Origin of the sequence: Pseudoalteromonas sp. 19-MNA-CIBAN-0066 (assembly GCF_040308705.1) — a bacterium.
GTDB classification, from domain to species: domain Bacteria; phylum Pseudomonadota; class Gammaproteobacteria; order Enterobacterales; family Alteromonadaceae; genus Pseudoalteromonas; species Pseudoalteromonas nigrifaciens.
The window spans coordinates 125,768-141,269 of record NZ_JBEONZ010000005.1 but is presented as its reverse complement, the minus strand read 5'-3'; the positions used below and the strand labels follow the sequence as shown (position 1 = coordinate 141,269).

Below are 15,502 nucleotides of genomic sequence, written 5' to 3'. Positions count from 1 at the left end.
AGCAGATTTGCTAGTTTGTTTTTGTTAGCTTTAAACGTTTGATACAAACAATTAAAAACTAAATATTTTCAATGAGCGAAAGTGTATAGATGAAAAATGACAAGCATGTTGCGCAAAGAAGTCTCTTTTATGACAGCGTTAATAAATAGCCTGTCTAAGGGGGCTATGTAAAGAGTGCTGTGTAAGGAGTGCTGTCTAATGTGTAAAAAGTGTTATAAGGGAGAGTGAGTGTTTGGCAGCCAAACACGCATAATTTAGCAATACTTAACCTGAGTTCAGGCTATTTAACTTAAAATAGCATTAATTTGATTAAATGTTTTTTGCCAGTCGGTGTAGTTTATTGCTATTGGGTGCACTTTATTGTCATTAATAAGCACTAAAGATGGAAAACCCTGAATGGGCAAACTATGTACATAATTAAGCTCTGCAATTAACTCATCATTAAGCTCTTTTGATTGAAGCCTATTTGCAAACTGCGCTTTATTTAAACCTATTTGCTCGGCTAAGCTAATTAATGTGCTTTCATCTGAGGGGTTTTGAGCATTTAAATAGTAAGCTTGCTGAATGGCTGCAACCATTGCACTTTCTTTGCCCGCTTTACGCGCAATAAGCGCCGCTCTACATGCCGGGTACGTTGAGCGCCTTGGTTTACAGTTGCGCCAAAAATCAAAATTAAACTCAGTGCCCAATTGCGCTGCTATTTTATGCCAGGTGTTTTGTAGCATATCTTGCATGTTTTGTGGCATGGGATCTTGGCTGTCAGGAGCAAGCCCTCCAACTTTGTATTCAACTACTAGTTTACTCTCAAGAGCGGCTTTTAACTTAAGCCAGCTTGGCGCATAACCCCAGCACCAACTGCACATAGGGTCGTGTACATAAACAAGTTTACTTTGAGCCATTTGCTCCTCCGTATTAACAGCTCGTGCTTAATGTAAGCCACCAGCATTTACACATACTATAATGATTAATAGCTAAACTGTTGTTAGCGTTTGTTTTTAAAATTTAAACTTTAAACTTTTTAACCATACGCTCTAAATCGCTAAATTGTTGTTTAAGCTTGGTGCATTCATCCAAGGTACGGTTTAAATTAGCTTTGCCCTGTATTGAAAGCTCACTAATATTATGAATGTCTGAATCGAGAGACTTAACAACCTGATTTTGCTCATCGGTTGCACTAGCTACAACATGATTCGCATCGCTAATTTTTTGTATTGCATCTATAATCTGCTGCATTACAACACCTACTGCATCGGCTTGTTGCACGCTTGTTTCGCTGTCGCTTAAACTGGTTTTCATTAGTTCTACCGCTAAATTAGAGCCTTTTTGTAATTGGCTTACGGTGTCTTCTATTTCTTGGGTTGATTGCTGGGTTCGGTGCGCTAATTGACGAACTTCATCAGCAACTACAGCAAAACCTCGCCCAGCTTCACCAGCCCGTGCAGCTTCTATTGCAGCGTTAAGGGCAAGTAAATTTGTTTGCTCGCTTACCCCTTTAATTACCTCAAGCACTTGGCCAATACTGGCTGTATGCACGTTTAAGCTATTAATAGTTTGCTGTGCCTGTTCCATATTTTTTGATAACTGATGAATACTGGCCACATTATTACTGAGTGTTTGCTGGTTTTGCGCTGAGTGTTGATCGGCATTTTTAGCTAACTTAGAGGCACGCTCAGCACTGTTTGATATTTCCATTGCGGTGGCAGAAAACTGATTAATAGCGGTAGCTACACTGTCGGTACGTTTAGTTTGGTCTTCGTACATTAATAATGTTGAGTCGGTTTGCGCCACTAAACTCGAAATAGCCACATCTAATGACTCTGTGGTGTGCTTTACTTGCTCAATAGAGTGCTGTATTTTTTCAATGAATAAATTAAAAGAATGACTTAACTCGCCGAATTCGTCTTCATTTTCAACTTCTAATCTACACGTTAGGTCGCCTTCACCTTGGGCAATGTTTTTAATAGCGTCGTTTAATCGCTGCATTGGCCGCATTAAATAGCGCAATAATAGTTGCATCATAATAATAATAACAACTATACCAATAAGCATATATATAGCGGCCGTTTTACCAAAGGCCGATACACTAGCAAAGGCTTTATCTTTATCGATTACCACGCCTAAGTACCAGTCAACGTTTTCTATACCGCGTATTTTTGTATACGATATAAGCTTACTTTGCCCTGCCACTTGATACTCTGTAAATTCGCTTTGCAAAGCAGTGTGGGTACCAAATAACTCAGTAGTATTTTTTAAATTAAGTGCTCTGTTAGGGTGGCTTAACACTTGGCCGTTACTGTCAATTAAAAAGCCGTAACCTAAGCCTAAAAAATCTATATCGTTAATAATTTTTGTAATAATGCTCATTTCTATATCGGCGCCCGCTACACCAATAAACTGCTCATTTTGCTGCATCGGCACAACCGCAGATATAGTAAGTTCATTGCTGGTTACATCTATATAAGGGGTAGTAAAGGCAGTATTTTCTTTGTTTTCTACTAGCTTGTACCAAGGGCGAGACGTGGCATCAAAATCAGCGGGCAATACTACGCTTTGATCGTTTAATATAAACACGCCATTGGATTTACCAATATAGGTATTTTTAAAGTTTCCGGCCAACTCAGCGGTATTAAGCTGTGTAAGGGTAAGCGCTTTGCTATCACCAGATTGGTGCGTTTTTGCTATGGCAATAACAATTGCCAGTTTGTCATTTAGCCAATTAGCAATGTTTTGCGAAACAGATTCTGAACTTTGTTGCAGTACAAGAGCAAGTTGCTGCTCGGTTTGATTACGCATAGATACATAGTTATTAATTGTAAAAACACCAAGTACCAACACTAATACCAGTGATGCAGCAATAGTGACCTTAGAGGTAAATTTTAACGTGCCAAGCATAAGTGCCCTTTTTTAATTGTTATTATTAGCACCTACAGTTTTAGCAAATATTTAACTAAATGTCTTAGTTATTAAAGCTTACGAGCAACAAAAGAGCTAAAACAGTAATAAAGGCTTAATTATGATTATTCATGAACTTAGAAGGATCGGGAAGATTAAGGTGTGTTGTTTAAATTGTGTACTTAAAAATACAAGCCCCTTGCGAGGCTTATTACTGATTGGCGCTTAACTGCGGGAGATTTATGTCGTTTTAAAATACGCTGCACAGCGACTAAAGCGCTATGCTTTTTCCCATTTCATTTTATTATTGGTATCGCGCGAATTGATAATTGTAGTATCGCTGCTCTCTACGCCGCCTAGTTTTGCTAAACGGTCGTATAGCACCACGTTACAAGTGGCGGCGAGGTTCATGCAGCCAATAGTAGGAATATACACGACTTCGTCGGCCCACTTTAAAACGTCTTTAGACACTGAGCCATCCTCTGGGCCAAACACATAAAATGCGTTTTCTGGGTGGGTAAACTCAGGCAGTGGCGTTGCACCTTCAATTAGCTCAATAACCACAACCGTGGCACCTTGTGGCTTTACTTTTTCTAAATTATCGGTGGCAGTTAGTGAAATTCGCTCAACCACATTTTTTGTATCGGTATGAAACTTTTGTGCATTTAAATAACGGTTTCCGGTAAAAAACACCTGCTGTGCGTCGTAGCAACCTGCAGCACGTAATACACCGCCCACATTAGTTGGGCTTTTGGGATTTAATAAACCAATAACAGCCTGTTGCTTGCTCATTAATCACTATCCTTGGTTGGCCACTCTGCTATATATAGGTCAAAGTCATCGAGCTTAACGTCGCAATCTTTTACGGTTTTGTCTTTTACCGAAATGCCCTGCTGATGCATTTTTGTTTTGTCGCCATTATTTAACAGCGGATGCCACGAGGCCAACCCTCGCCCTTCGTGCAAACGGCGATAGCTGCAACTTTGTGGCATAAAAAAGATATCTTTGAGGTTTTCTTTGGTAAGTTTTACACAAGATGGTACCAGCGTTTGACGATTTTCGTATTCGCTACAACCACAGGTATTATTATCGAGATACTGACACACAATATTAGTAAATATTAACTGCTCACCTTCGCGTAGCTGATCGGTGGCGGTAAATTCATCTTCATCTTCGCTATCAATAAAGGTATTTAAGCAGCATTTCCCGCAGCCGTCACAAATGGCTTCCCATTCATTTTGGTTCATGTCGCTTAGGCTTTTTTTAAGCCAAAATTGTGTATTTGCTAATTGTTGATCAAACATAATGTACTCGCGCCCCTAAAGAGCGCGCATTCTACCGTATTGCTGCAAATGGCGCAAAGCCAATACCTTGCAGGTAAGGGCTTTGCCTAAGCATTATTGTACTGATTTAACCCAGCGCTTTATTTTCTGTTCTAAAATTGGCATAGGTAATGCGCCATCTATGAGTATTTGCGTGTGAAACGCTTTAATATCAAACTTATTACCTAGCTGTTTATGTGCGTAGTCGCGCAGCTCACGAATTTTAAACTCTCCTAATTTATATGACAGCGCTTGGCCTGGCCATGCTATGTAACGCTCAACTTCGGCTATTACATCACTTTTAGCCATAGACGAATTAGCTAGCATGTAATCAATACCTTGCTCACGCGTCCAGCCTTTTGCATGAAAACCAGTGTCGAGTACTAAACGCATAGCGCGTAATTGCTCATCTGATAAACGCCCATACCACATATACGGGTCGGTAAATAAGCCAAGCTCTTTCCCTAAACTTTCAGCGTACAACGCCCAACCTTCGGCAAATACGGTGTAGCCACCAAATTTACGAAAATCTGGCAGGCCATCTATTTCTTGCTGTAATGCTATTTGAAAGTGATGCCCAGGTGCTGCTTCGTGAATCGATAGTGTTTCGAGTAAAAACTTAGCCTGCGCCTTTAAGTTATAGGTATTAATATAAAAAACACCTGGGCGAGAACCATCTGGTGCTGGAGACGCATAAGATGCGCCCGCAGCCGACTGTGCTCTGTAAGCTTCTACTGCTTTTACAACGTATGGCGCTTTTGGTGCTATGTTAAAAAGCAGTGGCAAACGCGCATCAATTTTTTGTTTTACGTTTTCGTATGCCGCTATTAACTCTTGCGGCGTGTTGTAATAAAATTCGTCCGAATCACGTAAGTGGTCAAAAAATGCAGATAAGTCACCTTTAAAGCCAACTGTTTCTTTTACTTTTTTCATTTGCGATAAAATACGCGCTACTTCACTTAAACCAATATCATGAATTTCGTTGGCAGATAAACTAAGCGTAGTGTGTTTTTTAATTTGGTATTCGTACCACGCTTTACCGTTAGGTAAATCGCTATAACCAACACTTTCTCGGCTATTAGGAATATATTGATTAGCTAAAAACTCGCTCATGCTGTTATATGCAGGTACTAAACGCTCTATAATCAATTTTCTATATTGTGCTGTAATTTGTTGCTTTTGCTGTGCTGTAAACGACTCTGGGAAGTTTTTAATTGGCGCCCAAAATAGTGAGTCTTCAGCGTCAGTTACCAGATGGGCTGCAAATTGTGGTTGCAGCTTTTTAGCCAGTGGCCTTGGTAACACTACGCCAAGCTTTATGCCTTGCGCCATTGATTCTTGCACACTTACAAGCCAATTAATAAAGCCCTCACCTCGGGCTAAAAAGTTGCTGTAATCTTCAACTGTATTAAAAGGTTGTGCACTTTGTCCCGAGCCAAAACCAGCAAAGGTGTTATGTGCCCCTGCCATTTGATTAATTGGCAGTAAATAATCTGGGTATTGCATTCCTTCAAGCTTAAGCGCTAAGTCTTGGGTTAATATTTCAAAGCTTAATAATGCTTGTCCTACTAGCTGCTCTTTATCTATAAGTGATAAGCGCTGTTGATATTTTTTATAAAAAGCGGCTTTTTTATCACGGCTAGCCGATGAAATAACAGGCGTAAATTGGTTATTAAACTCATTACGGCCATTGTAAGTGGCACTGAGAGGGCTAAACATAAGCGATTCATCGTAATATTGCGCTACCAGTACATCAAGCTGTTGTTGTGCTGAAAGCTCTGACACCACTGCTTTGGCAGTATTAGCCATGCTCAATTGCGCGTGGCTACTGGTGGTGTTACTTTCATGCTTACTTTTATTTATATTAGTGCAACCACTTAAAGCAAGCAGTACACCACTGGCTATAACCGCCAAGTTTATTAATTTCATGCTGATACCTTGTTAAAATTTACTTATCGAGTATGCGTAGTTACATCAACTAAATAAAGAAATTACGATAGATAACAGCCATCGCTATTTATTTGCAGTTTGTGTTTAGGTTGGTAAAGTCGAGTTAATTTAAAATACTAATAAAAGACCCCCTAATATGAAAAAACAACTACTGTCTGCTTCTATCGCACTTTTATGTTTAAACAGTATGAATGCCTATGCTGTTACTTATGTATCTGCTAAGGCAATGCTTGATGTTCAAAGTGGTAAGTTAATACAGTCGCCCCTAGTTACCATAGATAATGGCGTGATCACCGCAATTGACAGCAATAAAACGCCTAAGCTTAATAAAGGGGATGAACATATTAAGCTGCCTGAACTGACACTTATGCCAGGATTAATGGACATGCACGTGCATTTAACCAGCGATCCAACGGTACCTCGCAGTGAGCGTGTAGGACAATCGATACCGCGTATGGCTGTAAAAGCAGCATACTTTGCGAAAAAAACCCTAGAAGCTGGGTTTACTACTGTGCGTAACGTGGGCGCAGAAGGTTACAGCGTAATTGCAGTACGCGATGGAATTAATGCAGGCGATATAATTGGCCCTCGTATTTGGGCAGCAGGCCCCTCTTTAGGTATTACCGGCGGCCATTGTGATAACAACCGTTTGCCACCTGAGCTTAAATATACCTCGCAAGGCGTTGCGGATGGTCCATGGGCGGTACGCGTTAAAGTGCGCGAAAATATTAAATACGGTGCCAACGCCATTAAATTTTGTGCCACAGGAGGAGTATTTTCAAAAGGGACTAAATTGGGTGCACAGCAGTACTCATTTGAAGAAATGAAAGCCATTGTAGATGAAGCGCATCTTCGCGACTTACCAGTAGCCGCGCATGCTCATGGTACAGATGGTATAAAAACCGCAATTAGAGCCGGTGTTGATAGCGTAGAGCATGCCAGTTATTTAGATGACGAGGCAATTAAACTGGCTAAAGATCATGGCACTTGGCTCTCAATGGATATTTACAATACCGAATATACATTGAGTTTTGGCGAGCAAAATGGCGTAGTTGAGGAAAATCTAGATAAAGAACGCCAAGTATCTAAGGTGCAGCGTGACAGCTTTAAACGTGCAGTTAACGCCGGCGTTAATATGGTATTTGGCACCGATGCTGCTATTTACCCGCATGGCGATAATGCCAAACAGTTTTCTCGCATGGTTGAGTTTGGTATGACTGAACTGCAAGCAATTCAAGCATCTACTGTAAATAGCGCAAAGCTATTAAAAATGGATAAGCAATTAGGCCAACTTAAAACAGGCTTTGCAGCCGATATTATTGCAGTAAAAGGCAATCCGCTTAAAAATATAGCAACGCTTGAGCACATTCCTTTTGTAATGAAAGCAGGGGTAGTTTACAAAAACTAGTAACTCTTTTTAGGTAGATCTACATAAGGCTCGCTTTTAGTTTATAGCGGGCCTTTATTTTAAGTCTAAATAATTTTTATGCCTAAACAATTAATAGCTGAAACTCTGACCAACTTAGGCTGAAAAAGATAATCGTGCATTTAAAAAGCATAAGTTACGCTTGCTAACTCCAGCTCGCTTAAAAAACCAGCAAACAGATTGTTATTAAGGTTTTTTAAAACTTTTTATTTATTTGTATAACGATAACCATTATCATTCGTGCAACTTGTTAAATACGAATACTTACCATTATATGCATAACTTTAAATATTCTTTACTTACCCTTGCTTGTTTAAATACACAATTAGCCTTTGCCGATGACATAAAAGTTGAAGACAACATAGAGCGCATTAGCGTTTACGAAAAACAAAACCGTGTTGTTATGAGTTCCGGCCTAGCTACTAAGTCAAATATGTCGTTAATGGAAACCCCAGCTCCTGTGGTTATTATTGACCGTGAACTTATAGAATCACAAGGGGTTAATAGCCTGCAAGACTTAGTACGCAACGTAAGTGGTTTAACTCAAGCCGGCAATAACTACGGTATTGGCGATAATTTAGTTATTCGCGGTTTAGATGCCAATTACACCTACGACGGTATGTATGGCGGTGCGGGGCTAGGTAATACCTTTAACCCGACTCGTTCGCTTACTAATGTTGAATCGGTTGAAGTACTAAAAGGCCCTGCTACTGGTTTATATGGCATTGGTAGCGCTGGTGGCGTAATAAACCTTATTGAAAAAAAGCCTGAGTTTAACGAAAAACATAAAGTGGGCGTAGAGCTTGGCCAGTGGGATAGCTATGCAGTTTCGATTGATAGCACCAATGCTATAACCGATAATTTAGCCTACAGAGTCATGGCTAAAACGGCTTCCAGTGCCGGTTTTCGTGACTTAAAAGAAGATCGCGACGAAATTTATACCTCGCTTAAATATGTATTCGATAACAAACAAAATATTATGCTCTCCGCGGCCTACATTAAAGATGCCATTGCAGTGGATTCAATTGGTCACCCTATTCGTATTTACGATGCAAACTCGGTAAATGGACTAACGTCTGATCAAGTAACCGGTGCTGACTTAGTAAGTGATCCTTCTGGCAATGGCTTGCAATTATCTGAAGCGCAACGCATTGAGCTTGCAAATTCATTATCGTCTTCCGATGGTTTAACGCCTTACAGCTTTGGTACTAATGGTATTATTTCACCTATGGCTAAAGATAACGAAGGTGAGGAGCTGCGTTTTAAATTAACCCACAACTACTTTATTACCGATGATTTGTTTTTGAATCAACAATTGCAGTATCGTAATTACACCTCAAGCTTTGCTCGTCAAACCGGGGCTTATAATTACGTGTATTCAACCCGCAGTGGAGTAATAAATCAAGATCCGCGCGCGCCACTAGTTGAAGACGGTGTACTTTACCCGTTTGCAGCACGCCGCCAAGAGTATCGCCAAGTGGAGGCCGACGAGAAGTCGTGGCAGTACTTTGCCGATTTGCGTTACGACTTTTCAGTAGCCGATATAGACAACGAGTTATTAGTAAACGCTAATTATGAAGATAGAGATATTGGCTTTAAACAGTACTCTATTTATGATGCCGATAAAGTGATCAACGATAGCGACGGTAACTTACTTTACCAAGGCACACTGCCCTACATTTACGATATACGAGAGCCTAACTGGCCAACCGGTAACTTTGCCGATTACGACCCACTTAAAACCAGCGACTATAATAAAAAAGTACAAGCTTGGGGGTTAGGTATTCAACATGTAAGCTATATTAATGAAGCCCTTACTACACGTATTGGGGTTGCCTATAACCGCATTAAACAAAGTTACGAGCATTTAGGTGTAGATGAGCGCTACAGTTCAAGCCGTGCAAACCCAACACCTGAGGCAAATACATCAGACAGTGGTTTAACCTATAATTTAGGTGCGACTTATCAGCCAACTGAAGATTTTTCGATATTTATTAATCATTCTAAAGGGCGTACAGCCTACAGTGTTTTAGGCTCTGTAAGTGGTAACGAAGCCGACAGAGAAGATTCTGAATCGTTAAGTAACGATTTAGGATTTCGCTTTAAGGCCTTTGACGATCAGTTATTAGCATCTATTGTGGTATTTGAAAGCGCACGAACTAATTTAGAGTATGCTAATCCTCTTTATGAAGCGGGTGTATCTGCAGAGGGGGTAGTTGAAAGCTTTTATAATGGTAAAGAAGAAACCAAAGGTGTGGAGCTTGATTTAAACGCTTACTTAAACGATAAATGGAAAATAAACGTCAACGGCGTATACCAAGATGCACGTGATCAAAGTAATCCTAATAGCAGCAGTTTCGATACTCGCCAAAAAGGCGTGCCCTATGTAACTGCCAGCACTTGGGTAACTTACTACGCAAACATGTTTAATTTACCAGAGGCGGTAAATATTAGCGGCGGTATTACTTTTGTAGATAACCGCAGCACTAACTCTAGCTCGTTTTCGATTCCGGATGGTTATGTACCTAGCTATACAATTTATGACACTGCTATTTCGTACACAACTGATAAATGGCATATGCAGCTAAATCTTAATAATTTATTTAATAAGCGTTATTACTCTAAAGCCATGTTTTTAGGCGGTATGCCTGGGCAAGAGCGCAATGCTAAATTGAGCTTTAGCTACACACTTTAACTAGGATTTGTCACTAAAATAATAAAAGGCGTACATACTTAATATGTACGCCTTTTATTGCCTTTTTTAACCGTTAAATAGTAACAACTATACGGCCGTTAATTTCGCCTTTGAGCATATCATCAAAAATTTCGTTAATATCCTCTAAGCGTTTTTCTTCAATAATTGCTTTTACTTTACCTTGTGCTGCAAATTCTAAGCACTCTTGTAAATCTTTTCGAGTACCTACAATAGAGCCCACAACTGACACACCATTTAATACTGTGTCAAAAATAGGTAATGGCATATCCTCTGGCGGTAAACCAACTAACACACACTTACCACCACGACGTACACTTTTATAAGCTTGCTCAAAACCAGGCTTTGAAACTGCAGTACATACAACTGCATGCGCGCCGCCTACTTGTTCAAAAATGGCTTCGCTTGGAACCACTTCTTTAAAGTCGAGGGTAATATCTGCGCCAAGCTCTTTGGCCAGCGCGAGTTTTTCTTTGCCGGTATCAACCGCTATAACATTAAACCCCATTGCTTTAGCATACTGTACAGCTAAGTGCCCAAGACCGCCTACTCCCACAATAGCCACCCATTGCCCGGGTTTAGCTCCCGATACTTTAAGTGCTTTATACGTGGTTACTCCAGCGCAAAATAATGGCGCGGCTTCTGAAAATCCAAGCCCTTCGGGTATTTTTACCACGTAGTCACCGTGTGCTAAACAATATTCGGCGTAACTACCATCTATAGAGTAGCCGGTATTATGCTGTGACAAACACAGGGTTTCTCTGCCATCTAAGCAAAACTCACAATGCCCACAGGCACTGTAAAGCCAAGGCACACCTACGCGATCGCCTACTTCTAGGTGTTTAATATTGCTACCGACCTTTTCAATTACACCTACGCCTTCGTGACCTGGCACTAAAGGCATTTTAGGCGCAACAGGCCAATCGCCATGACATGCATGTAAATCTGTATGACACACCCCACAGGCCGCTATTTTTACCAATACATCATTTATGCCAACCTCTGGGATAGGCATGTCTATTATTTGTAATTTACCTTTAAATTCATTATTAATTGCAGCTTTCATAATCATTCCATCATTTAAGTAATACCTATAAAATAAGTATTAATGTGTATTAAAAATAAACTTCATTGCTTTATACCCGTTACAACTTAAACCAATATAGCTGAGTAATTATTAATCTAAATCAAACTTTAGTCTGACAGTAATTACTTAACTCGCTGTAAAATCTTGCCATACTCAATAAGCGTGCTAGCATTAGTTTCTGAAATTACTAAAAATTAAGAAGCTATGAGTTTATCCGACAAAAATTTTTCCTTTGTAATGCACTGTGGTGAAATGGGTAGCCGCTGGGGATTCAATCGTACTATTGGACAAATGTGTGGCTTATTGATTATTACTAAAAATCCGATGACCGCGAACCAAATTGCAGAATCCCTCAGTATTTCACGCGGCAATGTTAGTATGGGCATTAAAGAGCTGCAATCGTGGCAGCTCATTAAAGTACAACATATTCCTGGCGACAGAAAAGAATATTATGCCCCTGCGGGTGATATTTGGGACATGGCCAACCGGGTATTCGAAGAACGTAAAAAACGCGAAGTAGAGCCTACTCTAAGCTTACTGCGCGATAACCTGTTAGACACTGCAAACAACGAAGATGAACTTTACGCACAAAAACAAATGGGCGAAATTCATAACTTGCTTGAAACAGTGACTAAATGGTCGTCTGAACTACAGCGTTTAACTCCTGAGCAACTTAATAAGCTAATGAAGTTAGGCTCTGGTATCGGTAAGGTAATTGATTTAAAAGATAAAATATTCAAAAAAGAGTAAGTAAAACCCAAATTCAAAAAAGCCGCAATTGCGGCTTTTTTTTAGATACTTATTTAATCTGTATTATATTTTTGGATAGCCAATTCTGTCTGACAAATAACCTACACTGGTAGCAAAGTAATACGAGCGATTCCAGTGCATAAATACTTTATAGTTATCGTAGGCTAAGTACATACGACCATTTATATCATCTGGCATTACCAACGCTGCTCGCACATCTACATTTGGCAGATCACTACCATCTGCACGGCGTACACCTAGTGCTTGCCATTCGGCTAATGAGCGCTCTGAGTCATTCCAAAATTCTAACCATTGTTTACGCGTTTTAGTACCGCGCACTAGCACGTATTTACTATCAAAGTTTTCTGGTAACTTAACCTGACGACCCCATGTAAGCGAGTCGTTCCAGCCTTCTTGCTTTAAGTAATTAGCAATAGAGGCGAATGCATCTTCTTTGGTCGTCCAAATATCTTTGCGACCATCGTTATTATAGTCAACCGCGTAAGCGTTAAATGAAGTTGGCATAAATTGCGTTTGCCCCATAGCACCTGCCCAAGAGCCTTTAAACTTGTCAAGGGTAATGTGCCCTGACTTTAAAATATCAAGCGCAGCCCAAAGCTGTTTTTTATACATGGTTTCGCGACGACCATCGAATGCGAGCGTAACGAGCGATGAAATTACATTATGGCCACCTTGTATAGCACCAAAGTTACTTTCAAGGCCCCAAATTGCCACAATAAAGCGCGCTTGCACGCCAAAGTCTTTAGCTACTTTTTCTAGCACGTCTTGGTTTTCGGCGTATAATTTACGGGCGCGATCAATTTTCCATTGCGGTACACGTTTAGGTAAATAGGTTTCAAGCGTTTCTTTGACTTCTGGCTGATTTTTATCAGCAGATACTATTTTTTCTTTATAGCTTGCACCAGCAAATGCTTGATCAATAAGCTGGCTGTCGTAACCCTTTGCAATTGCTTCTTGCTTTAAAGCGTCCAAATATGTTTGAAATTCAGCTTGGGTTTTTGCCATTACAGATGTGCTTAAACATACTCCACATAAAATTATGGCTAATTTTTTAATCATTCTCGGCTCCGTTTTCTTTTCGCAATTGGCTTAACAGATTCTCTTGCGGAGGCGGTATTTGTAAATAATACCCTTTTTCTGTCAATGCTGCTTTTACGGTTTCTAAATCAGCTGTACCTAACACCTCACGTTTTGCTAGGTTTATCAGCATCACATATTTAGGTTGACCAAACATAGCCATTAAAGGTTCCGGAACTTTAGTAAAATCATCTCTTTTTTCAACAAATAAGAAGCTATCCGCTTTTTTCTTACTTTTATATACCGCAGTGAGCATTATGGCCCTATAAATTCTTGCTTAACAATGATTCACACTATAACATGAGAGCAATAATAAGTTAGAAAAATTAGATTGAAAATTTCAATAAAGGCCTTATTCAGCCTGCGTTTATCTAAATTTAATCTCTGATCAGATAATTCAATTGAGCGTGTATGTCAGAACAAATTTTTGAGCTAAAAGGGAATCTTTTTACGTTATCAGTTTTACATCTTTATAGTACTGATATAAATCTTTTAGCAGAGCAACTGTATATAAAAATAGCCCAAGCACCCAAGTTTTTTGAAGGTGCGCCTATTGTTGTTAACTTAATTGAGATAAAAAATAACTCTCTCGATTTTGTCCATTTAAAGTCATTACTTGAGCGCATGAGCTTTAATGCCGTTGGTGTATGTAATGGTTCAGACGAGCAACATACGCAAGCCAAAGCTGCTGGCCTATCGGTATTAAATTATTCACAAGACGTTAAGAGTGAATCTGTTAAAAAAGAACCCAATACATCTATTGTTGAAAAAACAGTGCACTTGCCTGCACAAATAATTAATGGCACGGTACGCTCTGGTCAGCAAGTTTATGCAAAAGATCGTGATTTAGTGGTACTAGGTGCTGTAAGCCATGGCGCAGAAGTTATTGCTGATGGCAACGTACATATATACGGAACCCTGCGTGGCAGAGCAATCGCTGGCGCAAAAGGGTTTAAAAACGCACATATATTTTGTAATCGCTTAGAAGCAGAACTTGTTTCTATTAATGGCAATTACTGGATCAGTGATTCACTGCAAGGTGAACACTGGGGTAGCGCTGTGCAGATACAACAAAAAAATGAATCATTAGAAATTTCAGCTTTGGTTAAAGGATAAATCTCATGGCAAAAGTTATTGTCGTTACCTCGGGTAAAGGTGGCGTTGGTAAAACAACGTCAAGTGCCGCAATTGGTACAGGCTTAGCATTAAAAGGCTACAAAACAGTTATTATCGATTTCGATATTGGCTTACGTAATTTAGATTTAATTATGGGTTGTGAACGTCGTGTAGTGTACGACTTTGTAAACGTAATTAATGGTGAAGCAAATTTAAATCAAGCACTTATTAAAGATAAGCGCGTTGATAAACTATTTTTACTTCCTGCATCACAAACTCGTGATAAAGACGCCCTAACACGTGAAGGTGTTGAGCGCGTGCTTAACGAATTAAAAGAAGACTTTGATTACATTGTTTGTGATTCACCAGCGGGTATTGAAGCTGGCGCTATGATGGCTATGTACTTTGCCGATGAAGCAATTGTAACAACAAACCCTGAAGTATCGTCAGTGCGAGATTCAGACCGTATTTTAGGTATTTTACACAGTAAGTCTAAGCGCGCTGAAGAAGGCTTAGAAAACATAAAAGAACATCTATTAATTACTCGCTACAATCCAGATCGTGTTTCTAAAGGTGAAATGTTATCGGTTGAAGATATTCAGGATATTTTAGCGATTGATTTATTAGGCGTTATTCCTGAGTCTCAAGCAGTATTAAGCGCATCTAACTCTGGCCAACCTGTTATTTTAGACAGCGAATCTGATGCAGGCCAAGCTTATGCAGATGCGATTAGCCGCTTACTAGGTGAGACTGTCGACTTTCGCTTCTTAGATGTAGAGAAAAAAGGTTTATTCAAACGGATATTTGGAGGTTAACGTGTCTTTACTTGACTACTTCCGCTCAGAAAAGAAAAACAGTGCGTCATTAGCAAAAGAGCGATTGCAGATCATAGTCGCGCACGAACGTTCTCAACGAGGAACGCCGGATTACTTACCACAATTAAAACAAGATATTTTAGATGTGATCCGTAAATACGTTAACGTGAGCAGTGACGCAGTCCAAGTTCAATTTGATCAGAACGAAGATGACTTAGCCGTGCTTGAGCTAAACGTAACCTTGCCTGACGAAGAGCCAAAAGTATAAGGCAGTAATTAAGCATTAAATTACTGCTCGCAAAAAAGCCGTTCATTAAAGTGAACGGCTTTTTT

General features: G+C 39.8%; 14 protein-coding genes. 6 read left to right on the top strand and 8 right to left on the bottom strand.

The window, feature by feature from the left end; all coding sequences use genetic code 11:
• Nucleotides 1-284 precede the first annotated feature (284 nt).
• From AAEZ18_RS05225 to AAEZ18_RS05205, 5 genes are all read right to left on the bottom strand, one after another.
• The gene (locus AAEZ18_RS05225; RefSeq protein WP_350593966.1) at nucleotides 285-899 is read right to left on the bottom strand and encodes a DsbA family protein; all 615 of its coding nucleotides are present in this window, start codon (nucleotides 897-899) and stop codon (nucleotides 285-287) included.
• A gap of 103 nt (nucleotides 900-1,002) precedes the next feature.
• Entirely contained in the window at nucleotides 1,003-2,892 is a 1,890-nt protein-coding gene (locus AAEZ18_RS05220; RefSeq protein WP_197107484.1) for a methyl-accepting chemotaxis protein, read from the bottom strand.
• A 279-nt stretch (nucleotides 2,893-3,171) separates the two neighbouring features.
• Nucleotides 3,172-3,684, bottom strand: coding sequence for an RNA methyltransferase (locus AAEZ18_RS05215; protein ID WP_011330140.1), 513 nt, complete (start codon nucleotides 3,682-3,684; stop codon nucleotides 3,172-3,174).
• Nucleotides 3,684-4,196, bottom strand: a complete 513-nt coding sequence (locus AAEZ18_RS05210; protein WP_086999091.1) for a YcgN family cysteine cluster protein — start codon at nucleotides 4,194-4,196, stop codon at nucleotides 3,684-3,686. The genes AAEZ18_RS05215 and AAEZ18_RS05210 overlap by 1 nt, the downstream gene beginning before the upstream one ends.
• A gap of 93 nt (nucleotides 4,197-4,289) precedes the next feature.
• The gene (locus tag AAEZ18_RS05205; RefSeq protein WP_350593968.1) at nucleotides 4,290-6,143 is read right to left on the bottom strand and encodes a DUF885 domain-containing protein; all 1,854 of its coding nucleotides are present in this window, start codon (nucleotides 6,141-6,143) and stop codon (nucleotides 4,290-4,292) included.
• Between the two features lie 157 nt (nucleotides 6,144-6,300).
• Between AAEZ18_RS05205 and AAEZ18_RS05200 the strand changes: the two genes are divergently transcribed.
• Together AAEZ18_RS05200 and AAEZ18_RS05195 are read left to right on the top strand one after the other, a co-directional pair.
• Nucleotides 6,301-7,572, top strand: coding sequence for a Xaa-Pro dipeptidase (locus AAEZ18_RS05200; protein WP_350593970.1), 1,272 nt, complete (start codon nucleotides 6,301-6,303; stop codon nucleotides 7,570-7,572).
• 292 nt (nucleotides 7,573-7,864) lie between these two features.
• The gene (locus AAEZ18_RS05195; RefSeq protein ID WP_350593971.1) at nucleotides 7,865-10,285 is read left to right on the top strand and encodes a TonB-dependent receptor; all 2,421 of its coding nucleotides are present in this window, start codon (nucleotides 7,865-7,867) and stop codon (nucleotides 10,283-10,285) included.
• Between the two features lie 73 nt (nucleotides 10,286-10,358).
• Here the strand turns inward: AAEZ18_RS05195 and adhP are convergent, their stop codons facing one another.
• A complete protein-coding gene (gene adhP, locus AAEZ18_RS05190) occupies nucleotides 10,359-11,369 on the bottom strand; it encodes an alcohol dehydrogenase AdhP (RefSeq protein WP_011330135.1) in 1,011 nt (336 codons plus the stop codon).
• Between the two features lie 225 nt (nucleotides 11,370-11,594).
• Between adhP and AAEZ18_RS05185 the strand changes: the two genes are divergently transcribed.
• On the top strand, nucleotides 11,595-12,140 hold the full coding sequence (locus tag AAEZ18_RS05185; RefSeq protein WP_058375105.1) for a GbsR/MarR family transcriptional regulator: 546 nt from the start codon (nucleotides 11,595-11,597) through the stop codon (nucleotides 12,138-12,140).
• A 63-nt stretch (nucleotides 12,141-12,203) separates the two neighbouring features.
• Here the strand turns inward: AAEZ18_RS05185 and AAEZ18_RS05180 are convergent, their stop codons facing one another.
• Nucleotides 12,204-13,220, bottom strand: coding sequence for a lytic murein transglycosylase (locus AAEZ18_RS05180; RefSeq protein WP_179806790.1), 1,017 nt, complete (start codon nucleotides 13,218-13,220; stop codon nucleotides 12,204-12,206).
• Nucleotides 13,213-13,494 carry a YcgL domain-containing protein gene (locus AAEZ18_RS05175; protein WP_179806791.1) on the bottom strand — a complete coding sequence of 94 codons (282 nt, stop codon included), beginning with the start codon at nucleotides 13,492-13,494 and terminating at the stop codon, nucleotides 13,213-13,215. The genes AAEZ18_RS05180 and AAEZ18_RS05175 overlap by 8 nt, the downstream gene beginning before the upstream one ends.
• Nucleotides 13,495-13,649: 155 nt before the next feature.
• Here AAEZ18_RS05175 and minC point away from each other — a divergent pair, with 155 nt between their 5' ends.
• Genes minC through minE form a run of 3 tightly spaced genes read left to right on the top strand, consistent with a single transcriptional unit; the run spans nucleotide 13,650 to nucleotide 15,437 of the window.
• Entirely contained in the window at nucleotides 13,650-14,354 is a 705-nt protein-coding gene (gene minC, locus AAEZ18_RS05170) for a septum site-determining protein MinC (protein WP_011330131.1), read from the top strand.
• 5 nt (nucleotides 14,355-14,359) lie between these two features.
• On the top strand, nucleotides 14,360-15,169 hold the full coding sequence (minD, locus tag AAEZ18_RS05165; protein WP_011330130.1) for a septum site-determining protein MinD: 810 nt from the start codon (nucleotides 14,360-14,362) through the stop codon (nucleotides 15,167-15,169).
• A 1-nt stretch (nucleotide 15,170) separates the two neighbouring features.
• Nucleotides 15,171-15,437 (top strand): cell division topological specificity factor MinE, encoded by a 267-nt coding sequence (gene minE, locus AAEZ18_RS05160; protein ID WP_024604840.1) that lies wholly within the window; start codon nucleotides 15,171-15,173, stop codon nucleotides 15,435-15,437.
• Nucleotides 15,438-15,502 lie beyond the last annotated feature (65 nt).